This is a genomic window from Bradyrhizobium sp. WSM2793 (assembly GCF_000379585.1).
Taxonomy (GTDB): Bacteria; Pseudomonadota; Alphaproteobacteria; order Rhizobiales; family Xanthobacteraceae; genus Bradyrhizobium.
In genome coordinates this window covers 1-22,794 of sequence record NZ_KB902769.1, presented here as the reverse complement: position 1 = coordinate 22,794, position 22,794 = coordinate 1, and the positions used below count along the sequence as shown (strand labels likewise).

General features: G+C 64.3%; 24 protein-coding genes, 1 tRNA gene and 2 pseudogenes. 12 read left to right on the top strand and 15 right to left on the bottom strand.

The window, feature by feature from the left end; genetic code table 11:
• Positions 1 to 440: 440 nt before the first annotated feature.
• Positions 441 to 1,232 carry a hypothetical protein gene (locus A3AS_RS0103240; RefSeq protein WP_018316169.1) on the top strand — a complete coding sequence of 264 codons (792 nt, stop codon included), beginning with the start codon at positions 441 to 443 and terminating at the stop codon, positions 1,230 to 1,232.
• Positions 1,233 to 1,470: 238 nt separating this feature from the next.
• Here A3AS_RS0103240 and A3AS_RS0103235 read toward each other — a convergent pair whose 3' ends face one another.
• Both A3AS_RS0103235 and A3AS_RS0103230 read right to left on the bottom strand, forming a co-directional pair.
• On the bottom strand, positions 1,471 to 2,241 hold the full coding sequence (locus A3AS_RS0103235; RefSeq protein WP_018316168.1) for an alpha/beta fold hydrolase: 771 nt from the start codon (positions 2,239 to 2,241) through the stop codon (positions 1,471 to 1,473).
• Positions 2,242 to 2,525: 284 nt separating this feature from the next.
• The gene (locus tag A3AS_RS0103230) at positions 2,526 to 2,987 is read right to left on the bottom strand and encodes an Hsp20 family protein (protein WP_026201620.1); all 462 of its coding nucleotides are present in this window, start codon (positions 2,985 to 2,987) and stop codon (positions 2,526 to 2,528) included.
• A gap of 221 nt (positions 2,988 to 3,208) precedes the next feature.
• On the opposite strand from A3AS_RS0103230, the gene A3AS_RS0103225 reads away from it, so the two are divergent.
• Entirely contained in the window at positions 3,209 to 4,156 is a 948-nt protein-coding gene (locus A3AS_RS0103225; RefSeq protein ID WP_018316166.1) for an alpha/beta fold hydrolase, read from the top strand.
• 213 nt (positions 4,157 to 4,369) lie between these two features.
• On the opposite strand, the gene A3AS_RS0103220 is transcribed toward A3AS_RS0103225, so the two are convergent.
• Both A3AS_RS0103220 and A3AS_RS0103215 read right to left on the bottom strand, forming a co-directional pair.
• Positions 4,370 to 7,132 carry a di-heme-cytochrome C peroxidase gene (locus A3AS_RS0103220; protein ID WP_020508610.1) on the bottom strand — a complete coding sequence of 921 codons (2,763 nt, stop codon included), beginning with the start codon at positions 7,130 to 7,132 and terminating at the stop codon, positions 4,370 to 4,372.
• A gap of 192 nt (positions 7,133 to 7,324) precedes the next feature.
• Positions 7,325 to 9,121 carry an adenylate/guanylate cyclase domain-containing protein gene (locus A3AS_RS0103215; RefSeq protein WP_018316164.1) on the bottom strand — a complete coding sequence of 599 codons (1,797 nt, stop codon included), beginning with the start codon at positions 9,119 to 9,121 and terminating at the stop codon, positions 7,325 to 7,327.
• A gap of 248 nt (positions 9,122 to 9,369) precedes the next feature.
• On the opposite strand from A3AS_RS0103215, the gene A3AS_RS0103210 reads away from it, so the two are divergent.
• Positions 9,370 to 10,002: a LysE family translocator gene (locus A3AS_RS0103210; protein ID WP_018316163.1), complete on the top strand. Its 633-nt coding sequence runs from the start codon at positions 9,370 to 9,372 to the stop codon at positions 10,000 to 10,002.
• Between the two features lie 125 nt (positions 10,003 to 10,127).
• Here the strand turns inward: A3AS_RS0103210 and A3AS_RS0103205 are convergent, their stop codons facing one another.
• The gene (locus A3AS_RS0103205) at positions 10,128 to 10,880 is read right to left on the bottom strand and encodes a sulfite exporter TauE/SafE family protein (protein WP_018316162.1); all 753 of its coding nucleotides are present in this window, start codon (positions 10,878 to 10,880) and stop codon (positions 10,128 to 10,130) included.
• A gap of 170 nt (positions 10,881 to 11,050) precedes the next feature.
• On the opposite strand from A3AS_RS0103205, the gene A3AS_RS0103200 reads away from it, so the two are divergent.
• Complete coding sequence (locus A3AS_RS0103200; protein ID WP_018316161.1) at positions 11,051 to 11,941, top strand: LysR substrate-binding domain-containing protein; 891 nt, start codon at positions 11,051 to 11,053, stop codon at positions 11,939 to 11,941.
• Between the two features lie 126 nt (positions 11,942 to 12,067).
• Positions 12,068 to 12,349 (top strand): annotated as a pseudogene (locus A3AS_RS0103195) (SIR2 family protein); the annotation flags it as partial.
• Between the two features lie 24 nt (positions 12,350 to 12,373).
• On the opposite strand, the pseudogene A3AS_RS48855 reads toward A3AS_RS0103195, so the two are convergent.
• The 5 genes and pseudogenes from A3AS_RS48855 to A3AS_RS0103175 all read right to left on the bottom strand — a co-directional run.
• Positions 12,374 to 12,472: pseudogene (locus A3AS_RS48855) on the bottom strand (hypothetical protein); the annotation flags it as partial.
• 27 nt (positions 12,473 to 12,499) lie between these two features.
• Positions 12,500 to 12,736: a DUF3551 domain-containing protein gene (locus A3AS_RS0103190; protein WP_026201619.1), complete on the bottom strand. Its 237-nt coding sequence runs from the start codon at positions 12,734 to 12,736 to the stop codon at positions 12,500 to 12,502.
• Positions 12,737 to 12,861: 125 nt separating this feature from the next.
• Positions 12,862 to 13,827 (bottom strand): tripartite tricarboxylate transporter substrate binding protein, encoded by a 966-nt coding sequence (locus tag A3AS_RS0103185; protein ID WP_018316158.1) that lies wholly within the window; start codon positions 13,825 to 13,827, stop codon positions 12,862 to 12,864.
• 21 nt (positions 13,828 to 13,848) lie between these two features.
• Positions 13,849 to 14,631 (bottom strand): histidinol-phosphatase, encoded by a 783-nt coding sequence (gene hisN / locus A3AS_RS0103180; protein ID WP_018316157.1) that lies wholly within the window; start codon positions 14,629 to 14,631, stop codon positions 13,849 to 13,851.
• A 532-nt stretch (positions 14,632 to 15,163) separates the two neighbouring features.
• Complete coding sequence (locus tag A3AS_RS0103175; protein WP_018316156.1) at positions 15,164 to 16,054, bottom strand: N-formylglutamate amidohydrolase; 891 nt, start codon at positions 16,052 to 16,054, stop codon at positions 15,164 to 15,166.
• 326 nt (positions 16,055 to 16,380) lie between these two features.
• Between A3AS_RS0103175 and cpdR the strand changes: the two genes are divergently transcribed.
• Both cpdR and A3AS_RS0103165 read left to right on the top strand, forming a co-directional pair.
• Positions 16,381 to 16,740, top strand: coding sequence for a cell cycle two-component system response regulator CpdR (gene cpdR, locus A3AS_RS0103170; protein WP_007597092.1), 360 nt, complete (start codon positions 16,381 to 16,383; stop codon positions 16,738 to 16,740).
• Positions 16,741 to 16,815: 75 nt separating this feature from the next.
• Positions 16,816 to 16,890 (top strand) — tRNA-Val (locus A3AS_RS0103165).
• A 314-nt stretch (positions 16,891 to 17,204) separates the two neighbouring features.
• On the opposite strand, the gene A3AS_RS0103160 is transcribed toward A3AS_RS0103165, so the two are convergent.
• Positions 17,205 to 17,729 (bottom strand): hypothetical protein, encoded by a 525-nt coding sequence (locus tag A3AS_RS0103160; protein ID WP_020508609.1) that lies wholly within the window; start codon positions 17,727 to 17,729, stop codon positions 17,205 to 17,207.
• A gap of 200 nt (positions 17,730 to 17,929) precedes the next feature.
• Here A3AS_RS0103160 and A3AS_RS0103155 point away from each other — a divergent pair, with 200 nt between their 5' ends.
• The 3 genes from A3AS_RS0103155 (at position 17,930) to A3AS_RS0103145 (ending at position 19,285) form a co-directional block, all read left to right on the top strand.
• Positions 17,930 to 18,157 (top strand): DUF2945 domain-containing protein, encoded by a 228-nt coding sequence (locus A3AS_RS0103155; RefSeq protein ID WP_018316154.1) that lies wholly within the window; start codon positions 17,930 to 17,932, stop codon positions 18,155 to 18,157.
• A gap of 32 nt (positions 18,158 to 18,189) precedes the next feature.
• Complete coding sequence (locus tag A3AS_RS0103150; RefSeq protein WP_018316153.1) at positions 18,190 to 18,726, top strand: DUF488 family protein; 537 nt, start codon at positions 18,190 to 18,192, stop codon at positions 18,724 to 18,726.
• Positions 18,727 to 18,799: 73 nt separating this feature from the next.
• Positions 18,800 to 19,285, top strand: a complete 486-nt coding sequence (locus tag A3AS_RS0103145) for an L-2-amino-thiazoline-4-carboxylic acid hydrolase (protein WP_049814776.1) — start codon at positions 18,800 to 18,802, stop codon at positions 19,283 to 19,285.
• Between the two features lie 11 nt (positions 19,286 to 19,296).
• Here the strand turns inward: A3AS_RS0103145 and A3AS_RS0103140 are convergent, their stop codons facing one another.
• Positions 19,297 to 19,764 carry an NUDIX hydrolase gene (locus A3AS_RS0103140; protein WP_018316151.1) on the bottom strand — a complete coding sequence of 156 codons (468 nt, stop codon included), beginning with the start codon at positions 19,762 to 19,764 and terminating at the stop codon, positions 19,297 to 19,299.
• An 89-nt stretch (positions 19,765 to 19,853) separates the two neighbouring features.
• Between A3AS_RS0103140 and A3AS_RS0103130 the strand changes: the two genes are divergently transcribed.
• A complete protein-coding gene (locus A3AS_RS0103130; RefSeq protein ID WP_245283141.1) occupies positions 19,854 to 20,393 on the top strand; it encodes a RidA family protein in 540 nt (179 codons plus the stop codon).
• A gap of 9 nt (positions 20,394 to 20,402) precedes the next feature.
• On the opposite strand, the gene A3AS_RS0103125 is transcribed toward A3AS_RS0103130, so the two are convergent.
• Positions 20,403 to 21,494 carry an enolase C-terminal domain-like protein gene (locus tag A3AS_RS0103125; RefSeq protein WP_018316148.1) on the bottom strand — a complete coding sequence of 364 codons (1,092 nt, stop codon included), beginning with the start codon at positions 21,492 to 21,494 and terminating at the stop codon, positions 20,403 to 20,405.
• Positions 21,495 to 21,525: 31 nt separating this feature from the next.
• Positions 21,526 to 22,152: a LysE family translocator gene (locus A3AS_RS0103120; protein ID WP_018316147.1), complete on the bottom strand. Its 627-nt coding sequence runs from the start codon at positions 22,150 to 22,152 to the stop codon at positions 21,526 to 21,528.
• A gap of 67 nt (positions 22,153 to 22,219) precedes the next feature.
• On the opposite strand from A3AS_RS0103120, the gene A3AS_RS44715 reads away from it, so the two are divergent.
• On the top strand, positions 22,220 to 22,444 hold the full coding sequence (locus A3AS_RS44715) for a hypothetical protein (protein WP_245283140.1): 225 nt from the start codon (positions 22,220 to 22,222) through the stop codon (positions 22,442 to 22,444).
• A 63-nt stretch (positions 22,445 to 22,507) separates the two neighbouring features.
• Here A3AS_RS44715 and A3AS_RS44710 read toward each other — a convergent pair.
• A partial coding sequence (locus A3AS_RS44710; RefSeq protein WP_157644202.1) for an ISAs1 family transposase occupies positions 22,508 to 22,794 on the bottom strand: 287 nt, incomplete at its 5' end.

Genomic DNA, 22,794 nt, shown 5'->3' with positions numbered 1-22,794 from the left:
ACCTTGGGCGTTCCGCGGCACCCGCCTCTGGGTCACCGCTCGTCCGCTAGCGAGCCGCATTTTCTTAAATTCAGGCCAAGGCGTTCTTCGTCCCCGAGAACGGCTTTGCCCGTTGCCTTATGGTGCTCGAAAGCACCCGCTTTCGTTGCAATTCCAATGCCGGAACCGCAAACAAAATTGAGACAGTCTTCCTGTCCTAACCATCACCTTGCCAAATTTTTGTCTAGCACACAAGCGTGCGGAAGTCCCGATTCCCGATATGTCAATCAATCGCTTTCCGAAAGTTGCGCGGCCCCGTTTTGAAGCAACGCGCCCCGATTCGGCCCTGTGGGCGCCGAAATCCCAAATGAAGCTTCGGATCAACCCTTCGAAAGGCGCGCCACGCCGCAAGAAGCGAAAGAGCGCGAGGCATTCGGGGGCCTGACAGGAGCGTGTCGACGATGAAGTTTTTCACAGGATGTGTGGCTGCCGCCACGCTGGCGCTCGCCATGAGCGCCGGGCATGGGCAGGTTTTGGCGCAAGTTCCCGCGAAAGGTATCGCAGGAGGGGCGGCCATCGCGGTGTCGGATTTCGACGGACCCTATGCGCCCCCCGAAGCCGCCCCGCCATCGCCGCCGCGTTACGGCCAAGGCTACGGTTACGGCTATGGCTACGAAGAGCGCGGTCCGGCGTTGCTGCCGTCGACCGAGGTCTACGCGGTCTTGCGTGAAAACGGCTTCTCGCCGCTCGGCATCCCGCGCCTGCGCGGCAGCATCTACACCATCGCGGTGATCGACCGCCGCGGCGACGACGGCCGGCTCGTGATCGATGCCCGCGACGGGCGGATCATCCGTTTCATGCCAGCCGCCGACGCCTACGGCATGGCGCCCGCCTATGACGAGCGCGCGGCCTCGCCTTACGGTCCGCAAAGCGCGCTGCCGCCGCCGACCGTGATCCGCAGCGGCCCGCCGCGGCCGCCGGCCGCGATCCCGCACGTGGCGAGCCGCGCCGTGCCGCTACCCAAGGCCGCCCCGCGACGCGGCGAGACGCCGGTCGCCGCCGCCAAGCCGGAGGAGCCGGTGACGCAGCAGGCTCAGGCGCCGCAGGCCCAAGCCCCGCAGCAGACCGCTGCGGCCCAAGCGAAGTCGGCCGAGGCCGCGCCACAAGCCATTGCGCCAACCGTCGGCCAGGCCAAGCCGGCACCGACGATTCTGCCGACGCAGGAGATGCCTGCCGCGCAGGGGCTGGATTAGCACTGCGAGTTTGACGCGATCGCGCCGGCCGCACCCACGCCGTCGTCCCTGCGAACGCAGGGACCCATACCGCGTGATCATCGGTGCGGATGAGGTGCGAGTACCGGACCACTGGCCTTCGCCAAACTGCTCCCTGGGGTTATGGGTCCCCGCGTTCGCGGGGACGACATCCGGGAGACTGAGCAAAACAAAAAGCGCCCGAGGATCTCGGGCGCTTTTGCGATGTCGCGGCGAAGCCTCAGCTCCGCGGATACCCGGCCGCTTCCAGGATCAAATTCGCGACCTCCTTCGGATGCGACACCAGCGAGAGGTGGCCTGCGTCGAGTTCGATCGTGGTGGCGTTCATGCGCTTGGCGAGGAAGCGCTCGAGATCGGGATTGATGGTGTAGTCGTTCTTCGACACCGCGTACCAGCTCGGCTTCGAATGCCACGCCGCTTCCGTGGTGCGGCCGGCGAAGATCGACGCCGCGGTCGGCCATTGCACGGCGTAGAGCTCTTTGGCCTGTTCGTGCTTCACGCCGTTGGCGAAGTACTTCAGGAAGGCCTCTTCCGAAAGCTTGGTGTAGCCGTCGCGCTCGACGATGCCGGCGCGGACGGGGCCGGTTGGAAACTGTTTCGACAGTGCGACGAAATCCTCGTTCGCATCCGGCGCACGGGCGGCGACATAGACGAGCCCGGTCACTTTCGGATCGGTGCCGACCTGGCTGATCACGGTGCCGCCCCAGGAATGCGCGACCAGCACCGTCGGACCATCCTGCTCGGCCAGCGCGCGCTTGGTCGCCTCGACCGAGTCCGCAAGCGACGACAGCGGATTCTGCACCGCGGTCACGTGCAGGCCTGCGGCCTGGAGGATCGGGATCACCTCCGACCAGCTCGAGCCGTCGGCCCAGGCACCGTGCACCAGCACGACGTTTTTCGCCTTCACCGTTTGCGGCGTCTGCGCATGAGCAAGGCTGAGGGGAGCCGCCAGAAGGCTCGCGGCGACAAAAAGGCTGCGCCAGAGTGACATGATCTTTCTCCGTCTTGTTTTGGGTTCGATCTCGAAAGGACGGCACGTGGAGCGTCGGCGTTACGCGCGGTCACCAAGCTGTGACAAGCGTCTGGTCGGGGAGCATCGCGACTGCGCAATCGATGCAGCTATCTCTGGTTTCCCGCGCCTGAACCGGACCAGACTTAGAATGACGACCCAAACCTGTATTTCCATTTCGACCGAAAACAAAAGCCGCGGACTGAGCACGCAAAAAACGCCCCGGGGCACCGGGGCGTTTTCGCAACCTGGAAGTGGCCTATTGCTTAGGCGGCGACCGAGTTCTCGATCACCTGCGCCTTGGGTGCGCTGGTGTTGATCGCGATCTGGCGCGGCTTCTTCGCCTCGGGAATCTCACGGACGAGGTCGACGTGAAGCAGCCCGTTCTCGAGCGAGGCGTCCTTCACCTGCACGAAGTCGGCGAGCTGGAAGGCGCGCTCGAAGGCACGCGCGGCGATGCCGCGGTAGAGCACTTCGGACTTGCTGTTCTCGTTGGCGACTTTCTCGCCCTTGATCGTCAGCGTGTTTTCCTTCGCGACGATGGAGAGCTCATCCCTGGCGAAACCCGAGACCGCAACGGTGATGCGGTAGGCGTTCTCGCCGGTACGCTCGATGTTGTAGGGGGGATAACCGGGGCTGCCGTCCGAGCTGGCCTGGTCGAGCAGGCTGAAGAGGCGGTCGAAGCCGACGGTGGAACGATAGAAGGGGGTGAGATCATAGCTACGCATGGTCAAGTCCTCCATTGAGCGACTATTGGGTAACCCGCCCGCCAATCGGGCCGGGCTTTAGTCTGTGTGCAGCCTGATGTTCCGGTTCCGAAACACTGGTAGCGGCCTGCACGAAGATGATATGGGTGGAACGAGACGGCGTTCAAGAGGGCGGCAATCAGCGCCTTTTCGGCGCTCCCGCCCCTTGATTTGCAGCACTTCGCGCCCAAGCACTCCCAATCATGACGCTGGTCTCGATCCCGTCCAATCCCGTCCCTGAAGACGTCGTCAGCGGTACCATCAAGACGCCCGATGGTGCCGAGCTGCGCTTTGCGCGCTGGGCGCCGCCGGCGAACCGCAAGGGCACCGTCTGCGTCTTCACCGGACGCAGCGAGCAGATCGAGAAATATTTCGAGACCGTGCGCGATTTGCGCGACCGCGGCTTTGCCGTGGCGATGATCGATTGGCGTGGGCAGGGCCATTCCTCGCGCCGCCTGCGCGACCCGCGCAAGGGCTATGTGCGCGACTTCGCCGATTTCGAGGTCGATGTGGAGGCCTTCGTGCAGCAGGTCGTGCTGCCGGACTGCCCGCCGCCCTTCTTCGCGCTGGCCCACTCCATGGGCGGCACGGTGATGCTGCGGGTGGCGCATGCGGGCAAGCGCTGGTTCGATCGCATGGTGCTGTCGGCACCGATGATCGACCTGCCCGGCCGCACCACCTCGCTTCCGGTGCGCGCGCTGCTCAAGACGATGCGCCTGCTCGGGCAGGGCGGCCGTTATGTCCCCGGCGGCAGTGACCGTCTCACCGGGCTCGATCCCTTCATCAACAATCCCGTGACCAGCGATCCGGTGCGCTATGCGCGCAATGCCGCGATCCTGGAGGAGGACCCGACGCTCGGGCTGGCATCACCGACCGTGGCCTGGGCCGACACCGCCTTCCGCGCCATGAACACCTTCAAGGGCAAGAACTACCCCTCGCAGATCCGCCAGCCGATCCTGATGCTGGCGGCGTCCAACGACGCGGTGGTCTCGACCGCGGCGATCGAGGAGTTCGCCTATCATCTGCGCGCCGGCTCCCATCTCGTGATCGCCGGCGCCAAGCACGAGATCCTCCAGGAGCAGGACCGCTACCGCTCCCAGTTCTGGGCCGCCTTCGACGCCTTCGTGCCGGGCACGCCGTTGTTTAAGTGAGGGGACCTTCGCCCTCGCCCCGCTCATGTCCGCCGAAGCCTTGGCGAAGGCGGATGCGGGGACGCGACGAGCTTCGCTCGCGCTGAGAGGGTCGCGGTGAGGGGAGTCTCCGCGGGGCGGTGAGAGTTGGATTCGCGGAGAGTCCCCCTCACCCGAATTCGATCTGCAATCGAATTCGACCTCTCCCCGCAAGCGGGGAGAGGTGAAGATCATCTACAGCGTCTTCAGATACTCGATCAGATCGTAGCGCTCGGCATCGTCCTTGAACATGCGGCCGATGACGCCGTCGCGTTTCGGTTCGCCTTCCTTGCGCTCGAAGGAATGGCCGAGCACGCTGTTACCCTGGACCGGGTCCTTCTCCGACCCCGCCGAGAACTGCGTTTCGCCCGTCTTGCACGTCTCATCCGCGGTCACCGCAAAGCCGACGGTGACGGGATCATAGTCGCGGCGGCCCATACAGAATTTGGTTGGGCGCTCGTTCGCCGGCTTCAGCAACCAATACAGCGAAGGCACCGAACCGTTGTGCAGGTAAGGCGCCGTTGCCCAGATGCCGTTCAATGGCCGCGCGCGATAGCGCGGGTCGGGCGCCGGATTGAGACAATTCTTGCGCGCGAGATTCCACAATTTCGCCCGTTCGGCCTCCGGGACCTTCTCGTCGTCCATCCATTTGCGGGCGACGAGATCGACCACCGTCATGAGCCCGAGCGCATAAACCATCTCATTGGGCGATTTGCTCGCGGTCGGGATGTCGCATTGCCACCATTTCTGGAGGTCGGCCGTATTCACCTTCAGGAAGCCGGGCACATCGACGATCCTGTTGCTGAGAACAAGGGATTGTTCGGGATCCGTCTTGATCTCCTTGAGGGGAATCGTGACCGCGTTCAGGACCTTGCTGTCGCCGCTCGCCTCCCAATGAGTCGAGGACCAGAAAGCCTTGGTGTTGATGGCCGGCAGGTGACATCCGGAGCACATCTCGGTGTAGATCTTGCGGCCGTTCTCGACCTTGGCCTGATCGATCCTCCATGCGTCGCCGAGGATCTGAGAGGGCCATTGCGGCGCCAGCAGGCCGCCGAATTTCGGATCGGCAGAGGAATCGGCCGGCTTGAACGGATCGGGGCCTCTCAGCATGTCCTCGATCCAGCCGAGTGTCCTGATGTTCACTGAGGACCGCCACAGCCGGTCCTCCGGATAGGCGTCGGACAGGTTGAGCAGCGCCGTCACGCCGAGCGCTTCGCCGGCGTTGCGGATCAACGGCTGCTCGATCGACGCGTCGTACTGGGCGAATTTGAACCAGGGCACGGTCCAGATCGCGGGGTAGCTAACCGGAGCATCCTGGGCATGCAGGTTCTTCTCGAAGCCCTTGATCCCGCTCAGCGCGAGATCCTGCGAGAAGACCTGGTTGCCGATGCGATTGAGAGCGTCGAGGCGGCCGAACCCTTCCTCCGTGTCCTGCTGCTGCCTGCCGTTCCAGGTCTTCTTGCTTTCAACCGTCTTTTGCTGGGTTTTCGCCCAGTCAATCAGGAACGTGCCGATCGCGCTGAGCTTCTGCTTGAGTGCGGCGCGGTCAGTCTTGCTGGCATCGGGGCCGAGCACGCGATCGGCAAAGCGCTGGAAGCGGAACGGGACATACAGGGTGTAGGCGATCGACAGGCCGGTCGAGAGCTCCAGCTTCTTCAGGTCGGTCATGGCCGGGCCGCCGTCGAAGCGCACATCCACGCCCTGGTAATGGATCTGGCCGGTGTGGCAGGCCGCGCAGGTCAGCCCGATCTTGTCTTCCTCGCGACGGCCGGTCGCGGGATCGACGACGCCGGTCATACGCGCGAAACCGACCGGCAGGCCGTCGACGTTCTCCACCGGCGTCCATCTGGTCGACCAGTCCGGCACCTGCGTCGTCTCGTAGACATTGGCGTAACCGAAGCGGCGCAACGTCGTCGTGTCGGTCTGGATCGATTGCGGGCTGGGAATAAAGCCGAAGCCTTCGAGGTAGGCGCTGTCCTTCATCATGCCGGGCTTCGAGAACAGATGAAGGCGTGGCTGCTCCAGCGCCATGAACCATTCATAGGGCACGGGGAAGGTCGCGGTGCCCTGGCTGGCATGGTGGAACCAGTGCCGGTCCTTCAGCGACCAGTTTTGCTCGAGCCAGAAGGCGGCCTTCGTCTCCGGGACCGCGGGCAAGGGCGGCGGCAGGAGATTTACGAGAATTCCCTTCTGCGGCAGCATGGCGCGAATCTGATTGGGGAATTCGGCCACCGCGACAAGAGCAACGAGGCCGACGGCGATCAGCAAGGCCGCAAGCTTGAGGGCGCCCCGCACCACGCGCTGGCAGGTGGATAGCACCGGCGGGACCAGCCGCTGGTTGATGCGCGCGGGGAATTGGCGCTCGTTGAACAGCGTGCGCACGTCGGCAACGCCGAGATAGCGATCCTCGCCCGTGCCCTTGCCGATGATCTTCAGGAGGATCGGCCATTCGAACTTCATCAGCAGCGGGTAGTACCAGCGCGCGGCGCTGCCGGCGCGCTTGAGGTTGTCGCGCATGAAGATTTCGATTTCCGAGGCGTTGAGGCCCAGCTCGGAGCCGCCATTCGGATCGGTGTAAGTCCGGCCGAAACTCGCGAACCGAGCGATCTCGTCGTCGTTGACCTTGCCGTCGACGCCGAGGATGCGCGAGCCGGCACCGCGTTTGTCCAGCGGGCCCCCGCGCAGCGCATCGAGCTGCGCGCCCGAAAAGATGCTCTTGAGGATGTGACCGAGACCATTGGCGATGAGCGCCACGCCGCGGACCTGGAGCCGGGCAGACGCCTTCTTCAGCCCGGTCTCGCCGGTCGCGTTCGCGATCGTCTCCGACAGCTTGCCGAGCGGGACGGTGCCGCCCTCGACGAAGCCCTCGCCGACGAGGCCGCGCAGGAATGGGCAGGGATTGTTCGGCGAGACCTGGATCGAGGGATCGAACGGCGGCTTCGAAGCGGGGTCATGCATGGCCCAAAATCCTGAAAACAGCGAATCGTGAAATGAGGCGCCGATCAAGCGCGGAAAGTCCTAACAAACCGACATCAGATTATACTACTTCAGCGTGTGGCGAAGTGTGGCCGAATTCACTGTCCTGTCAACAAGAGCAGGCGGGTCTGGCCAAAGACTGAGGGAACACCGTGGAGGACCGCGGTCTGCCGGTCAGGATTCGGCGACGCGTTTGACGTCGCTCTGCACCAGCGTCAGCTTGCCGAGCGGCACGCCGGCCTTCAGCAGCCCCTCGCGATAATGGGCGAGATCCTCGGGCCGCTTCCAGTGGAAGTTGCGCAAGTGACGATCGACATTGAGGGTCGGGTAGTTGCCCATCAGCACGCCGGTCGCCTCGCTCGCCTCGGCGCTCCGGCCCAATTGTGCCAGGGCTGCGGCGCGGATCGCCAGCGCCTGCATGTGGTTGGGGTTGATGTAGAGCTGCTCGCGCGCCCATGACAGGGTCGCGTCATATTGGCGCAACAGATAATGGCTGAAGGCGTTCAGTGCCGCCCATTGGTAGCGCGGGTCGCTGTTGTCGCGTTGCGCGGCCATCGAGAACAGCTCGATCGCCTCCCGGTGCTCGCCGATGACGAAATGGCAGATGCCGAGCACGCCGCGCGCGCCCATGTCGTAGGGATTGAGCGCGAGCGCGCGCTTGGCCGCGTCCATCGCCGCCTCATAATGCCCTTCCATGGCGTGCGCCCAGGACAGGATCGAGAACGCAAAGGACGAGCGCGGGTCGAGCCGGACGCTGGTTTCGGCGAGGTTCATCGCCTCGGCCCACATCTCTCGCGAGCCCTTGACCCAGCCGAACTGGATGCTCTGGATCTGGATCGTGGCGAGATAGGCGTGCGCGATCGACAGTTTGGGATCGACCCTGATGGCTTCCCGAAACAGATCGACGGCGGTGGCCAGGTCCTCCTTGGTCTGCCGGTAGTAATGCGACAGCCCCTTGAGGAAGCGATCCCAGGCGGTGACGTCGGTCGAGAGTCGCGCGGGCGCCGAGGCTTCGGCACGGACGATCTCGGTGGCGATGGCGGCGGACAGATTGGTCGTGATCTCGTCCTGCATCGCGAAGAAGTCGCCGATGTCGCGGTCGTAACGGCCGGTCCAGAGCTGCTCGCCGGTCTCCGGCGCGATCAGCTCGGCGGTGACGCGGATCTTGGCTCCGGCGCGCCGCACCGAGCCCTGGATCAAATAGGTGGCGTCGATCTCGCGCGCGATCAGGCGGGTGCTGGTGTTCCTGCCCTTGAAGGCGAAGGTCGAGTTGCGGCTCAGCACGCGATAGAAGGATTGCAGCGACAGCGCGTGGATCAAATCCTCGGTGAGGCCGTCGGAGAAATACTCGTCCTGGGCATCGCTGAGATTGGCGAACGGCAGCACGCCGACGATCGCGGTGCGGTACTGTTGCGAGAGGGCGGACGCCTCCCGGAGCTCGGGCGCGAGCGCCGGCGCACCCTCGGGTGTCCAGGTCCAGACCCCGACCGCATCCTTGATGTTCTTGAAGCGATGATTGCCGGCGTCGACCAGCGGCACGCTGAGATGCTTGCTCGCCTCCTTGTAGGCCTTGGCCGAGATCGCAAAGCCGCCCGGACTCGCCACCGATTCCAGACGGACGGCAATGTTGACATCGTCACCGAATACCTCGTCCTCATCGGCGATGACGTCGCCCATATGGATACCGAGGCGGAACTGCATGGCGCGGTCAGCCGGCAGATGGTGGTTGCGCTCCGCCATCAGCGTCTGCATCGCGATCGCGGCCTCGGTGGCGCCGACGATCGAGGGGAACTCCAGCAGGAAGCCGTCGCCGGTGTTCTTCACGACACGGCCGCCGTGATTGAGGATGATCGGGTGGATCGCGCTGCGATGGGCCTTGAAGGCGGCATGGGTGCCGGCCTCGTCGCTGCCCATCATGCGCGAATAGCCGGCGACATCGGCGCAGACGATGGCGGCCAGACGTCTTTCCATATCCCGGAAGCTCCAAGGGATCGATAAGTGATCGTGAAGGGACCTGGGACTGGCCACGGCGTGGCAAGTCGGCTCGAATCCCGCATTTCAAGAACCTCGCCTTTATAAAGCAGATGTGGCCGAGCGGAAGCATGATCCGCATTGCAAATTCGAGGTAAATCCTCCGCAATCCCGGCGGTGGACGGCGGCGGCCGAACCGACTAAGCGGAATTGCGACCGCACGAACGGGCGGCAGGGGCACCTTTTGCATGCTGGGCATTCACGAAATCGGGCTCTTCATCCTCTCGGGCGTGCTGCTCAACATCACGCCGGGGCCTGATTCCGTCTACGTCATCGGTCGCAGCATGCAGATGGGCTGGCGGGGCGGCGCCGCGGCCGCATTCGGCATCAGTTGCGGCTGTTTTGTCCATGTCGCGGCCGCCGCGATCGGCCTTTCGGCCCTGCTCATGGCCTCGTCGACCGCCTTTTCGATCCTGAAGCTGGTCGGCGCGGCCTATCTCGTGTTCACCGGGATTCAGATGCTGTGGTCGCGTCCTGTGCTGGCGGTGTCGATCGACGAGCCGGTGCGAAGCTCGCTGCGGCGGGTGTTCCTCCAAGGGGTCTTCACCAACGCGCTCAATCCCAAGGTCGCGCTGTTCTTCCTGGCCTTCCTGCCGCAATTCGTTGCGGCCGATTCACCGCACAAGCCGCTCGCCTTCCTGACGCTCGGCCTGATCTTCATCTCTACGGGGACGCTGTGGTGCCTGGTGCTGGCCGCGTTCGCGGCCAAAGCCGCCCACCGGCTCCGCGAGTCCGAGGGTGCGATCGCCTGGGTCAACCGCGCGCTCGGCGGCCTCTTCATCTATCTCGGCATCCGCGTCGCCATGCTGGAGACGCGGTAGCTCGTTCGAACGGATGAGGGAAGCTGCGTAGGGTGGGCAAAGGCGGACTTGCGCCGTGCCCACCGCCTCTCTCGGTCACAAAAAATGGGTGGGCACGCTTCGCTTTGCCCACCCTACGGTCTGCCCTAGCCGAATTCCTTCGCCACCGCGCTGCCGGCGAGATAAAGGCCGAGCAGGATCATCGCGATCAGGAACCAGCGGCGGAACGCTTCCGCCGGCATTCGCGCCCGCACCGACTGTCCCACGAACATGCCGGCAAAAGCCATGGCCATGCCCACCGCGCCCGGCACGACATTGGCTGGCGTCAACAGGCCAACGGCGGTGAGGTTGAAGGCCAGCGCCAGCGTCGCTGTCGTGAAGAACACGCCGAGCGCCTGAACCAGCTCGTCCTTCTCCATGCCGATCGCCTGCATGAACGGCATCGAGGGGATCACCTGCACGCCGGTCGAGGCCGAGATCACGCCGGTGACGACACCGACCACGCCGCCCACCCATTTCTCGTTTTGCTGCGCGACGCGGAATTGGAGCTTGTTCAGACCGATCACGGCATAGATGACGAGCAGGACGCCGAGCACGATCGTGCCGTAGCGCGCATGCGGGCCGGTCAGCGCGCCGGCATTGAGCCAGCATCCGATCACGGTGCCGATCATCAGCGGCCACAGCCGCTTCAGGATGTCGCGCAGATGAGGGCCGACGAAGGTCTGCCAGATGTTGGTGACGATGGCGGGCACGATGACGATGGCGATCGCGCGGCTGGGCGTCATGCTCACCGCGAGCAGGCCCATGGACACGGTCGGCAGGCCGAGCCCGACCACGCCCTTGACGAATCCGGCGACCAGGAAGACGGCGGCGATGACAATGAGAAGCGGGTCGATCATGCCTGCACATTGACCGAAGCCGCGCCGACGCACAATCTGGAGGTTACGGAGCAAGCCTTCGTTGGAGACGAAGGCTGGCGCATGATCCGGACCCGCAGGGCCGCGTCAGCGCAAAGTGCGCAGCGGTTTTCCGTCAAGATCGTGCTCCAACAACAAGAAAGAGACCTGCCATGCGTTTCGACCTCGTCGACCTCCAGCTGTTCATCGCGGTCGCCGACCAGCGCAGCATCACCCGCGGCGCGGAGCGGTCGCATCTGGCCCTGGCCTCGGCCAGCGCGCGCATCAAGGGGCTCGAGGACGCGCTCGGGGTCGCGCTGCTCAAGCGCGGGCGGCGCGGCGTCGAGCTGACCGCGGCGGGCGAAAGCCTGCTCGACCATGCGCGGCTGGTCATCCACCAGATCGACGCCATGCGGGGCGATCTCGCCGGCTTTGCCTCTGGCGTGCGCGCCAGTGTGCATTTCCTCGCCAACACCTCCGGCCTGTCCGAGCATCTGCCGAAGGCGCTGGCCGGCTTCCTGCGCGAGCATCGCGACATCGCCGTCGACATCGAGGAGCGCGAGAGCACCGACATCGCGGCCGCGATCACCGCAGGCGCGGCCGATCTCGGTTTCGCCGCCGAGCACGCGCTGCCCGATCATATCGAGCGCTTCGTGTTCAGCGAGGACCGCCTGGCGCTGGTGACCTCGCGCCGCGGCCCGTTCGCCGGCCGCCGCCAGATCGATTTCCAGGAGGCGGGGGCGTGCGAGTTCGTCGGGCTGACCAGCGCCACCGCGCTTCAGATGCATATTTCGAAGCACGCGGCGCGGCTCGGCATGCGCCCGCATTTCCGCGCACGCCTGCGCGATTTCGACGCGATCTGCCAGATGGTCGCCGCCGATGTCGGCGTGGCCCTCGTGCCCGAATCCGCCGCCCGCCGCTGCGCCAAGCTGATGCATCTCGCCATCGTCCGCCTGCGCGATGCCTTCGCCAACCGCCGCCTCGTGATCTGCGCGCGCAGCTTCAAGGCGCTGCCACGGCCGGCCAAGATGCTGGTGGAGCATTTAAGGGCAGAGACGGTGTGAGCAGTGCCGTCGCGATCGAGGAGCGACGTCCTGACAGACCGCGCCTAGTGCGTGTTCGATTTCTGCCATTTCTCCAGGTCGACCGGTGGCCGCTTCGGATCGATCGGGTCTTTCTCCGGATTGCTCAATTCCCCGCTAGATATCCGTTTCCGCGCCGACGCCTTGGGAAGCATGCTGCTGTTGGTCGGCTACAGCATGTCCGACCCCAACTTACGTCTGCTCCTGCATCGGCATATTTGGGACGATTCCGGCCACCGCCAGGACCGGCCGAAATCCCTTGTATTTATCGCGCAGCGCAATCCTGTGCAGGAAGCCGTCTTGGCGAACTGGGACATCACCACCATTGCGCCGATGGATGGCGTGACCGCTTCCCGCGATCAAGGCTGCCGTGATCGCGCCCGCCGATGAACCGGCCACCCAATCGATCCGCGGTGCCAGATCAGTCAGGGCTTCGAATGCCCCGCCATGATAGGCACTTAGGCCCAGGCCGCCGGAGAAGACCACGGCCGTCAGGGATCGCTCCGGGTCCATGGCACGGCTCGCCTTAGCGGAGGTTACTTACCGGTATTCCCTGTAACGGCGTGCCTGGGCATAGCGCGGGTTGATGCCGCAATAGGCGTGCGTGCCCGAGGCGGTCGCCATGCATTGAGCGTAACTGGCAAACTGGCAATTGCCCGGATAGCCCCAGGTCCGGCCCTGGAGGCAGTAGCGATCCTGCGCAACTGCCGAGGTCGAACAGCCAAGGCACGCCACGAACGACAGAGTGGCGGCAGCTATCAGCAAACGACGCTTCATGGAAATCTCCAATTTCGACATTGAAACGCGGCCAGTGAGGCGGCGTTCCAAATGGGCTCGGCACGCCTGGGGTCGCGGCACATCGTGTTCGGCGAGGTCGGCCGCCAGCGGCCCGTCAGCCGGCCCTACTTCGCCGTCTCCACGCCGGCGTCCTTGATCACCTTGGCCCATTTCGCGGTCTCGTCCGCGATGAACTGCCGGAAGTGCTCCGGCTCGTCGCCGACCAGCGTCGCGCCCTGGGCGGCGAGCTTTCCCTTCACCGCCGGATCCGCCATCGCCTTGGTGGCGAGGCCATGCAGCGCCGTGACGATCTCCTTCGGCGTGCCCTTCGGTGCGACCATGCCGTACCAGTTCTCGATGTGGAGGCCGGCAAAACCCGCTTCCGCGGTGGTCGGCACATCGGGCGCGGTCGGCGCCCGCGCGACCGAGCCGACCGCAATGGGACGCAGCGCGCCGGCCTTGACCTGCGGCAGCAGCACGGGGAGATCGAGAAACGTCATCTGCACCTGCTGGCCCAAGAGATCGTTCACCGCCGGAGCTGCGCCGCGATAGGGCACATGGACGATGTCGATCTTCGCCGTCAGCTTGAACAGCTCTCCAGCGAGGTGTGGCAGGCTGCCAGCGCCGGAGGAGGCGAAGTTGAGCTTTCCCGGCTGCGCCTTGGCGAGCGCGATCAATTCGCCGATGTCCTTGGCGGGCACGTTGGTGGCGACCACGAGCATTTCCGGCACGGTCGCAACCAGCGTCACCGGGGTGAGGTCGCTCAAGGTGTCGTAGGCGACTTTCTCCATGCTCGGGCTGATCGCGAGCGCGCCGGCTGAGGAGATCGCGATGGTGTAGCCGTCGGGGGCGGCCTTGGAGACCGCATCGGTGCCGAGCACGCCGCCCTGGCCGCCGCGATTGTCGATCAGCACCGGCTGCCCTGACAGCTCCGACATGCGCTGGCCGATCACCCGCGCGATGATGTCGTTGGGCCCGCCGGCCGGGAACGGCACGATCAGCTTGATCGGCTTCGTCGGAAAATTCTGCGCAGACGCCACTGACGGCAGCAGCAGCCATAATCCAAGAAGAAGCCTGCGTGAGATGGTCATGCAAGCCTCCGCCCGCGTTTGTTATTGGTTGAGCAGCTTCAGTGCTTCTTCGTGAACCCTGGCATCCCCGGCCGCGACGATGCGGCCGCCGCCCTGGGCCGGTTTGCCTTCCCAGGTGGTGACGACGCCGCCGGCGCCGGTCACGATCGGGATCAGCGCTGCGATGTCGTAAGGCTTCAGCTCGGTCTCGACCACGAGATCGACGTGGCCGGCCGCCAGCATGCAATAGGAGTAGCAGTCGCCGCCATAGCGCGACAGACGCGCGCCCTGCTCGATACGGCTGAAAATGGCGCGGTCGCGGTCGTTCATCAGAAGCGGGCTGGTGGTGTAGGTCGTGGCTTCCGAAAGTGAGGCGCAGCGGCGGACTTGGAGCCGGCGCTCGCCGGACGGGCCCTTGTAGTTGGCCGAACCGTTGTCGCCGGAGAAGCGCTCGCCGATGAAGGGCTGGTGCATCATGCCGTAGACCGGCGCGCCCTTGTGCAGCAGCGCGATCAGCGTTCCCCAGATCGGAAAGCCGCCGATGAAGGATTTGGTGCCGTCGATGGGGTCGAGCACCCAGACATAGTCGGCGTCCTCGCGCTCGTTGCCGAATTCCTCGCCGACGATACCGTGCTGGGGGAAGTTGGCCTTGATCAGCCGGCGCATCACCGCCTCAGCGGCGCGATCGGCCTCCGTGACGGGGTCGAAATCCTTGGTCTTGCTCTTGTCGTCGATCGACAGCGAGGTGCGGAAGAACGGCAGGATAGTTTCGCCGGAGGCGGTGGCGAGCCGTCCGATGAAGGCGGAGAAGTCGATCACCGTCACAGGCCAAATCCTCAAAGCGAAAGTTGGATGGAGCTCGCTCCTGCCTAGCTCAATTCGCCTCGCGCGTGCAGCGCTGTCTTGATCTTGCACCCTGGTATTTTGGATGCCGAAGGCGGCTGCCCCATCCAAGTCATCTGCTGGCCAAATATCGATCACAGAGTTGAAAACTTAGTTCCGAATATGCCTTGTTCGTATGCAAATGACTATCAACCCATTGAATTTCCTTATCAAAGAAACTGAATCTGGGTTTCCATAGAAGCAATTGAGCCATGTGTGTACTGCATGGGAAACGGCTCGAAAGCCCTTGCACTTTGTGCGTCGCGGTCGCATATTGTTGCGGTGCGGTAGCGCTTGGCGTTACCGCTGCCCTCCTTGGGCGTTTCCTCCCTAGACTTGGGCCGCTTGCGTCATTCGCGAGCGGCCCTTTTTTCTTTGCGCCTCTGTTTTCGTTCCAACCTGCGCAGCGAAAGCGAAGCGAAGGCGCGCTCGCGCCAATCACAGGCAATACGATCTGACGAAGGAAGGCCGGCGCCTATTCCGCCGCGGCCTGGAACGGGCCGAGATCGCCGAACGGAATCGTGGTCGCGAGCACGTCGGCGAGAACGCCGAAGTCGGACGCCACTTGCGCAAAGCGCGCACTCCGCTCGCGCCGCCGCTCGTCCATGTAGATCGCGCGGTTGAGCTCGAGCTGCACCGCGTGCAGGCCACTCGCGGGATTGCCGTAATGCTCGGTGATGAAGCCGCCGGCATAGGGCTTGTTGCGGCCGATCGAATAGCCGAGGCCGGTCATGGTCTCCTCGACCCGGTCGGGCAGAAGTGGGGTGCAGCTCGTGCCGTAGCGGTCGCCGATCACGACGTCGGGCCGGCGCGGCTCGTCGCGGGACACGCCGACCGACGGCATCGAATGGCAGTCGACCAGCACCACGGTGCCGAACATCTGGTGCACCTTGTTGATCAGCCGGCGCAGCGCGCGGTGGTAGGGCTTGTATAGCGTTTCGATCCGCCCCAGCGCATCGTCGACCAGGATGCGGTCGCGGTAGATCTCCTGGCCGTCGCCGACCACGCGCGGAATGGTGCCGAGGCCACCGGCGACCCGCATCGAGCGGGTATTGGCAAAGCTCGGCAGCCGTCCGCTGAACATGCGGGGATCGAGCTCATAGGGCTCGCGATTGACGTCGACATAGGAGCGGGGAAAGTTGACCCGCACGGTCGGAAAGCCGCGCTCGCTCAAATGGCCGATCAGCTCGTCCATGAAGGAATCTTCGGACCGCCGTAGCGTCGGCAGGTCGATCCTGGACGCCGCGAGGAATTCGTCCGGATAGGTCGAGCCGGAATGGGGCGAGTTGAAGATGACAGGCGCGCGCCATTGCGCGGGCTCAACGATCTCGAAGGCTGGCGACACCTCGCCGTCAAACCGGGTCATCTTCTCAGGCTTCGTCCCTTAGCGGCAGGATCCGGGCCCCGGATCGAATTGATTCGGCCGATCGATGCGGCTCTTATGTGTCGTCATTGTCCGGAATCGCAACCATTCTGCCAAGCGAAAAGATGTGATTGGTGCTGGAACATGTCTTAACCGTGTGGGCAGGGAAGCGGGGATGCGCCGGGGGCTCGATTGATTCGAGCAGCATTCCGGTTCACAAGGAGCCGGCAGCGCAGCCGGCTTGGGGTTAAGATTTTCACCCCAAATTTACCCTCTGTCCGGCTTAGTAAGCTCTGCTGATATCCTCTGGGGATTCGACGTTTCCTGCCATGCCAAAAATCCTGCTCGCCGAAGACGACAACGACATGCGCCGTTTCCTGGTCAAGGCGCTGGAAAACGCCGGTTTTCAGGTCTCGTCCCACGACAACGGCATGGCCGCCTATCAGCGGTTGCGGGAAGAGCCGTTCGAGATGCTGCTCACCGACATCGTGATGCCGGAGATGGACGGCATCGAGCTCGCCCGCCGGGCCTCGGAACTCGACCCCGACATCAAGATCATGTTCATCACCGGCTTCGCCGCGGTCGCCCTGAACTCGGATTCGGACGCCCCCAAGAACGCCAAGGTGCTGTCCAAGCCCGTGCATCTGCGCGAATTGGTCAGCGAAGTGAACAAGATGCTGGCGGCTTAAATCGGCCCCGTTCCGTCCTTGCGCAGGGTCCCCTCGTCCGTTATAGGGACCCCACCCGACGTAAGTGGACTATTAGGGCACGTAGCTCAGCGGGAGAGCACTACCTTGACATGGTAGGGGTCACAGGTTCGATCCCTGTCGTGCCCACCACGCTTCGCCTTCGGCTTCGCGTGGCACAGCCTGGAAAATTGCGGCGAAGCGTGTCCGGCGTAGCTCGAAGAGCGGAGACGGACTGGCGCGTCTGCTTCCTCTCAGTCGAACAACTGAGCCCGCCCGAAGGGCGCAGGCGGGCTGCCGCCGCGAGCTACGGCTCGGCAAGCCACGATCTCAATGCGAAGCGTGTCCGGCGTAGCTCGAAGAGCGGAGACGGACTGGGGCGTCTTGCTCGGTTTCGCTGGACAGCCCGTAGCCCGGATGGAGCGAAGCGCAATCCGGGTTGCCCCTCCAGAGGCCCATCCCGGCCATCATTTCAGTTCCGTGTTCGCCACCGGCAGGATGGAGGCGACGTGCCAGCCGGTCGCATCCTGAACGTAGGTCTGGCTGATCAGAAACGTATTTTGTTGCGATGGCTTGCCCGGAAGGCCGCGTGTGAAAACGATTGGAACGAGGATCTGCATCACCTCGTTCGAGATCACCGCAACGTGGAATTTCGACATGTCGGGTTCGAGGTGCCAGGTGCCCTCGTAATAGGCCTTGAAGCGGGTGGCGACCGCATCGCGGCCTCGCGTCTCGATGCCTCTCGCAAACAACAGCGTGCCGGGCGAATTCCAGAGCATCACCTTCACATCGTCCGCATCATGCGCATTCTGCACGGCGATGAATTTTTCGAAGATCGCTCGTGCCTCGGCGTCATTTGCGGCAGCTTGCGCCCCTCCTGCTGACCAGAACGTTGCGGCGAGCACCAGCGCTGCGGTCGCTGCCGCAGCACGACGGCATCGTCCAGATGGCCGCGGCCTGATGGAGCCTCGAGACATCTCGGAAGGGGGCATGGTCACCTCTCGTTTTGAATGATAGCCGTAATATCATCGATCGCCTCGCCGACCTTTCAGGATCGCGCGATCCGCGGTCGCCGCTGCATCACGTCTTCGTTGCCCACGCCTTGGTGGATTGCCGCAGGGATTTAGCCTGCCCCGCGCGGTCGGGGGCTTGCCCCCTGGAACAGGCCGGTGCTGCCGCGCATTGATCCGCCATGTCCAAGACCCCCGGAAAAAGGTTTGCCGTCGGCGACCACGTCAGCTGGAATTCCGAGGCCGGCCGGGTGCGCGGCCATATCCTGCGCGTGCACACCGCCGACGTCGATTACAAGGGCTACGTCCATCACGCCACGCCCGACGATCCGCAGTACGAGATCAGGAGCGACAAGACCGATCACGTCGCCCTGCACAAGGGCCGCGCATTGCGGTCGTTGAAAAGCTGACGGCCGGCGAGCCGAGCGGTCGAGGTGTCACCATGGCTCATCCGTTCTTCACCATCGGCCACGCCACACGTTCGATCGAGGAATTCCTCGAATTGTTGCAGCACAGCGCGGTCACCTTCGTGGCTGACGTTCGGACCGTGCCCCGCTCCCGTACCAACCCGCAGTACAATCGCGAGACCCTGCCGCAATCGCTCGCGGCTGCTTCGATCGGCTACGAGCACATTGCCTCGCTCGGCGGCCTGCGCAGCCGCAAGCGCGAGGTGCCGCGCGAGACCAATGCCTTCTGGCAGAACGTCAGCTTTCACAATTACGCCGACCACGCGATGGGCGCGGCCTTTCACGAAGGGCTCGCACATCTGCGCGCCGTCGGGCAGGTGGAGCGCTGCGCCATCATGTGCGCGGAGACATTGTGGTGGCGATGTCACCGTCGGATCATCACCGACTACCTGCTCGCCGCCGGCGAGACGGTGTTCCACATTCTCGGTCCCGGGCAGGTCAAACCGGCCGAAATGAACCCGGTGGCGCGGGGCGTGGCTGACGGCCGCCTGGCCTACCCGGCCGAGAGTTAGCCAATCCTCGCCGCGGAGATTATGCTTGCGCTCCATCCTGGCTGCGATGTGGCCTTCCGACGCGAGCCCGCCCATGAGCATATCCGTCATCGAGCAAGCAAAAATCCAGGCCCAGGTGCTGGTGCCGCTGGTCAAGGCGCTCCAGGCCGAGCTCGGCGAGGCGCGCGCCAACGCGCTGGTGCGCAAGGCGCTCGGCGATCTCTATCGCGGCTTCGGCGAGGAATTCTGGAAGGCCAAGAGCCAGGGAGAGAGCGAAGCCGATCTCGGCAAGGCGGTATCGTCTGCCTTCAAGACCTACTCCCGCGATGACGCGCTCGCCTATGACGTCATCGAGCAGTCGCATGATGCCTTTGCCTTCGACGTCAAGCGCTGCGCCTATGCCGAATTCTATAAAGCGCTCGGCGAACCGGAGCTCGGCTTCCTCCTGATCTGCACGGCCGATTTTGCGACCGCGGAAGGCTTTGGTCCCGACATCAAGCTCGCGCGGACGCAGACGATCATGCAAGGCGCGTCCCATTGCGACTTCCGCTATCGGCGCGATGGCGGCGAGGGCCGGTGAGGGAGCGCCTCTCACGTCCCGCCGTCTTTTGCTCCCAGCAGCACATCCTTCAACCCGGTCGGATAAAGGCTCGGTCCGCCGTCCACGTCGAGCTCGGCAAGGTTGAACCAGCGCGCGACGATCGGCTCTCCATTGTCCTCGAGGAAGTCGATGCGGTCCTCACCGGCGAAGGCGCCGTCAGGAAACTCCACCTCGCAGATGAACATCACCTCGTGCCCGGTCGATCCCTCGTGCACAAAAATGTTCTCCAGCACCAACGGCTCGCTTGCGATGGTGACGTCGATGCCGAGCTCCTCGTTGAGCTCGCGCATCAGCGCAGCGCGCCAGCTCTCGCCGAACTCGATCTCGCCGCCGAGCGGGCGTACGCCCTTGATCCGCCCGGCATCGTCGCGAATTTCGGCCGCCAGCAGGCGCCCGTCCCGCCAGTGCAGGCCGATCGCGACGACGCGGATGTGGGGATGAGGGCGCCAAATGGTCATGACGGATCGTTATCGCGCGCGCCGCCTCCGTGCAATGCGCGAAAGTAAGGTCTTCACGCCAGGCCTGATCACCTTCGCAGGCTTGCTCCATGATTCGCAGCCTGTCATTGTCCGGTCATCCGCCACGGCGAGCTGGTGCGATCGAGCTATCGCGTGCGGCGAAATGCGTCGCTCCGCCGGATATGAAGAGAAGGCAGGCTATTGAGATGAGCAGCGTGAATAAGCCCGGCGGCAACTACTTGCCGGTGATCATCCATGGCGGGCTCGCCTATGTCAGTGGCCAGCTGCCGCGTCGCGGCGAAGACCTGCTGTATGTGGGCAAGGTCGGAGCAGGCGTCGATATCGCGGCCGCACAGGAAGCTGCTGCCCTTTGCGCTGATCTCTGCATCTCCGCCATCAATCACGCCACAGGCGGAGAGGACCGGATCGTCCAGGTCCTGCAGCTCGTTGGATACGTCGCTTCAGCGCCTGGATTTACCCAGCAGTCGCAAGTCATGAACGGTGCCTCCGACCGGCTGATCGAACGCCTCGGCGAGCGCGGTCGTCATACGCGGACGTCCGTCGGCGTCGCCGAGTTGCCGCGAGGGGCGCCGGTCGAGCTGAACATGATTGCCGCTGTTCGGTCATAGCGGGCAGCGTTATCTGACGAGATATTTGGCAACCGCCGCCTCGTCCCACGCGATCCCGTTGCCGGGCTCCTCGTTCGGCAGCGCAAAGCCGTCCTTGATCTTGAGCCGCGTCGACAGCACAGCGTCGGCCCAGTCGACATATTCCAGCCAGTGCGCCGTCGGCGTCACGCAGAGCAGATGCGCGCTCACTTCGGAGAACAGATGCGAGGACATCTCGATGCCGGCAGCATGCGCGAGCGATGCGGCGCGCAGCCATCCGGTCACGCCGCCGATGCGCTGCACGTCGGGCATCACGTAATCGCAGGCTTCCGCGGAAAGCGCCGCCTGCATCGAGAAGGCGCTGTCAAAATTCTCGCCGATCTGCACCGGCGTATGCAGTGCGTCGGCGATGCGGGCGCAGCCGGCATAATCGTCGTGGCGGATCGGCTCCTCGATCCAGCTCAAGCCCTCGTCGTCGAGCATCTCGCCGCGGCGGATGGCGTCGGTCACCGTCAGTGCCTGATTGTAGTCGCACATCAGCGTCACCTCGTCGCCGACGGCCTTTCTCACCGCGCGGACGACGGCGAGATCCTCCCGCGCATCGGGCCGGCCGACGCGGATCTTGGCGGCCTGAAATCCCTCGGCCAGCAGCTTGTGCGCCTCCTCGACCGCGGCGCGCGCGGGCATGATGCCGAGCCCCTTCGAATTGTACGCCTTGACCGGCCTGGGCGCGCCGCCGAGCAGCCGTGCCAGCGGCAGGCCTCTGCTGCGGGCAAGCGCATCCCACGCCGCCATGTCGATGCCGGCTTGCGCCAGCCGCTGCAGGCCGGCGAGGCCAAGCAGGGTGAAGCGCTGGGTCAGCTTGCGCTCGATCTCGAACGGCAACAGCTCGTCGCCGGCAAGCAGGTCTGACATTTCCGTGACCATCGCCGTCAGCGGCTTCAATGCCGAGGGTGTGATCGAGAACAGATAGGCGTGCCCGCGGGCGCCCTGGTCGGTCTCGCAGTCGATCAGCACCAGCGGGGCCTTGGCGACCGCGCCGGTCGAGGTCTGCAGCGGCAGGTTCATCGGCACGATCACGGGCCGCGCATGGAAGCGCTTGATGCGAATGGTCTCGGTCATGAGTCTCTCCAGGCGGGGCGGAACGATCAGGCTACTTTTGCTGCAAGGCCATGCGAACGCCAAGACCCAGATAGATCGCCCCGATGACGCGGCCCTGCCAGCGGCCGATGCTGCGATGACGGGTGAGCCAGCCAGCGACTTGCCCGGCAACAAGAGCGATCAACGCGGTGTAGATCGCGCTCATGATGACGAAGATGAGGCCAAGAATTGCAAGCTGGGCAACGACGGAGCCCTTCTCGGAATGTACGAACTGTGGGAGAAAGGCCAGGAAGAAGAGCGCCGTCTTCGGGTTGAGCAGTTCGGCCAGCACCGCCTGCCGGAAGGCGAGCGACGCGTCGACCAAACGCGACTGCGCCAACTTGATATCCTCGCCTCTTTCCATAAGCGCGCGGATGCCGAGATATATGAGGTAGGCAGCGCCGGCGTACTTCACCAGGCTGAAGGCGAGAGCCGAGGTCATCAGCACCGCCGACAATCCGAGCGTAGCCATCGCGGTGTGAAGCAGGTCTCCAGTAGCGATGCCAAGACCGGTGGCAATTCCGACGCGATGCCCGCCCACAGACGCGCGCCCGAGCACCAAGAGCACCGCGGGACCCGGAATGAGAAAGAGGCCGAGAACCACCGCGATATAGGTCAGCAACGTGTCGAACTGGATCATGGTGAGTTCCGGTCTGATTGTCAGGAGCTAGAACCAGCCAGACCCGGTCTCTCAATGCAAGCCCTCGATGCGGCATAGGCTCCTGGTTCTCAGAGCTGTCTCCACTAGACGCGAGGTGATTCCCTATTCGGTCGACGCGCTGAGCGATGCGACGGCCGAGCGAAGCGGTGTCATCACCGAGCGCGCGCCGGGCCTGGAGCTCTATCTCGATCCCGCGGTGGTGAAATCCGGCGATGCGGCGCGCGTGCGCGCTCTGCTGGAAAACGCACTGGCTTCGCTCAAGCCCGCGTGAGGGCTGCTGTTCTGAGAGAGCTTCCGTGGGGCATGCTCTCTTACCCTCCCCTGGAGGGCAGGGCTATCGCATATGGCTGAGGGTGGCCAAGAGGAATGCGTTGTCCCAGCCAGCGCGCTTGATTTTACGCCGGAGGGAAGCGCGATCCGGGTGGGTTCGCAGAACATTGAGGGCGAGCCTGCGCAGAATGGCGAGATTCTCGGGGGCGTGGTCACAGCGCGAGCGGTTGCCATCCTCAGCGAAATGGACGTCGAGAACCCAATGGAGCTGATTCTCGATGCCCCAATGGCTGCGGGTGACGTGGAGCAACCTCTTGGGGGAGATGTATTTGGACAGCAGATAGTACCGCA

What these genes read in the sequence shown, in the direction of transcription:
- A3AS_RS0103120 (WP_018316147.1), bottom strand. Translation starts at nt 22,152, where the DNA reads ATGATCCAGTTCGACACGTTGCTGACCTATATCGCGGTGGTTCTCGGC.
- A3AS_RS0103225 (WP_018316166.1), top strand. Translation starts at nt 3,209, where the DNA reads ATGACGCTGGTCTCGATCCCGTCCAATCCCGTCCCTGAAGACGTCGTC.
- A3AS_RS0103235 (WP_018316168.1), bottom strand. Translation starts at nt 2,241, where the DNA reads ATGTCACTCTGGCGCAGCCTTTTTGTCGCCGCGAGCCTTCTGGCGGCT.
- A3AS_RS0103140 (WP_018316151.1), bottom strand. Translation starts at nt 19,764, where the DNA reads ATGACCATTTGGCGCCCTCATCCCCACATCCGCGTCGTCGCGATCGGC.
- A3AS_RS0103130 (WP_245283141.1), top strand. Translation starts at nt 19,854, where the DNA reads ATGATTCGCAGCCTGTCATTGTCCGGTCATCCGCCACGGCGAGCTGGT.
- A3AS_RS0103240 (WP_018316169.1), top strand. Translation starts at nt 441, where the DNA reads ATGAAGTTTTTCACAGGATGTGTGGCTGCCGCCACGCTGGCGCTCGCC.
- A3AS_RS0103190 (WP_026201619.1), bottom strand. Translation starts at nt 12,736, where the DNA reads ATGAAGCGTCGTTTGCTGATAGCTGCCGCCACTCTGTCGTTCGTGGCG.
- A3AS_RS0103175 (WP_018316156.1), bottom strand. Translation starts at nt 16,054, where the DNA reads ATGACCCGGTTTGACGGCGAGGTGTCGCCAGCCTTCGAGATCGTTGAG.
- A3AS_RS0103150 (WP_018316153.1), top strand. Translation starts at nt 18,190, where the DNA reads ATGGCTCATCCGTTCTTCACCATCGGCCACGCCACACGTTCGATCGAG.
- A3AS_RS0103205 (WP_018316162.1), bottom strand. Translation starts at nt 10,880, where the DNA reads ATGATCGACCCGCTTCTCATTGTCATCGCCGCCGTCTTCCTGGTCGCC.
- A3AS_RS0103210 (WP_018316163.1), top strand. Translation starts at nt 9,370, where the DNA reads ATGCTGGGCATTCACGAAATCGGGCTCTTCATCCTCTCGGGCGTGCTG.
- A3AS_RS44715 (WP_245283140.1), top strand. Translation starts at nt 22,220, where the DNA reads ATGCGGCATAGGCTCCTGGTTCTCAGAGCTGTCTCCACTAGACGCGAG.
- A3AS_RS0103220 (WP_020508610.1), bottom strand. Translation starts at nt 7,132, where the DNA reads ATGCATGACCCCGCTTCGAAGCCGCCGTTCGATCCCTCGATCCAGGTC.
- A3AS_RS0103160 (WP_020508609.1), bottom strand. Translation starts at nt 17,729, where the DNA reads ATGCCCCCTTCCGAGATGTCTCGAGGCTCCATCAGGCCGCGGCCATCT.
- A3AS_RS0103145 (WP_049814776.1), top strand. Translation starts at nt 18,800, where the DNA reads ATGAGCATATCCGTCATCGAGCAAGCAAAAATCCAGGCCCAGGTGCTG.
- cpdR (WP_007597092.1), top strand. Translation starts at nt 16,381, where the DNA reads ATGCCAAAAATCCTGCTCGCCGAAGACGACAACGACATGCGCCGTTTC.
- A3AS_RS0103215 (WP_018316164.1), bottom strand. Translation starts at nt 9,121, where the DNA reads ATGGAAAGACGTCTGGCCGCCATCGTCTGCGCCGATGTCGCCGGCTAT.
- A3AS_RS0103200 (WP_018316161.1), top strand. Translation starts at nt 11,051, where the DNA reads ATGCGTTTCGACCTCGTCGACCTCCAGCTGTTCATCGCGGTCGCCGAC.
- A3AS_RS0103230 (WP_026201620.1), bottom strand. Translation starts at nt 2,987, where the DNA reads ATGCGTAGCTATGATCTCACCCCCTTCTATCGTTCCACCGTCGGCTTC.
- A3AS_RS0103125 (WP_018316148.1), bottom strand. Translation starts at nt 21,494, where the DNA reads ATGACCGAGACCATTCGCATCAAGCGCTTCCATGCGCGGCCCGTGATC.
- A3AS_RS0103155 (WP_018316154.1), top strand. Translation starts at nt 17,930, where the DNA reads ATGTCCAAGACCCCCGGAAAAAGGTTTGCCGTCGGCGACCACGTCAGC.
- A3AS_RS0103185 (WP_018316158.1), bottom strand. Translation starts at nt 13,827, where the DNA reads ATGACCATCTCACGCAGGCTTCTTCTTGGATTATGGCTGCTGCTGCCG.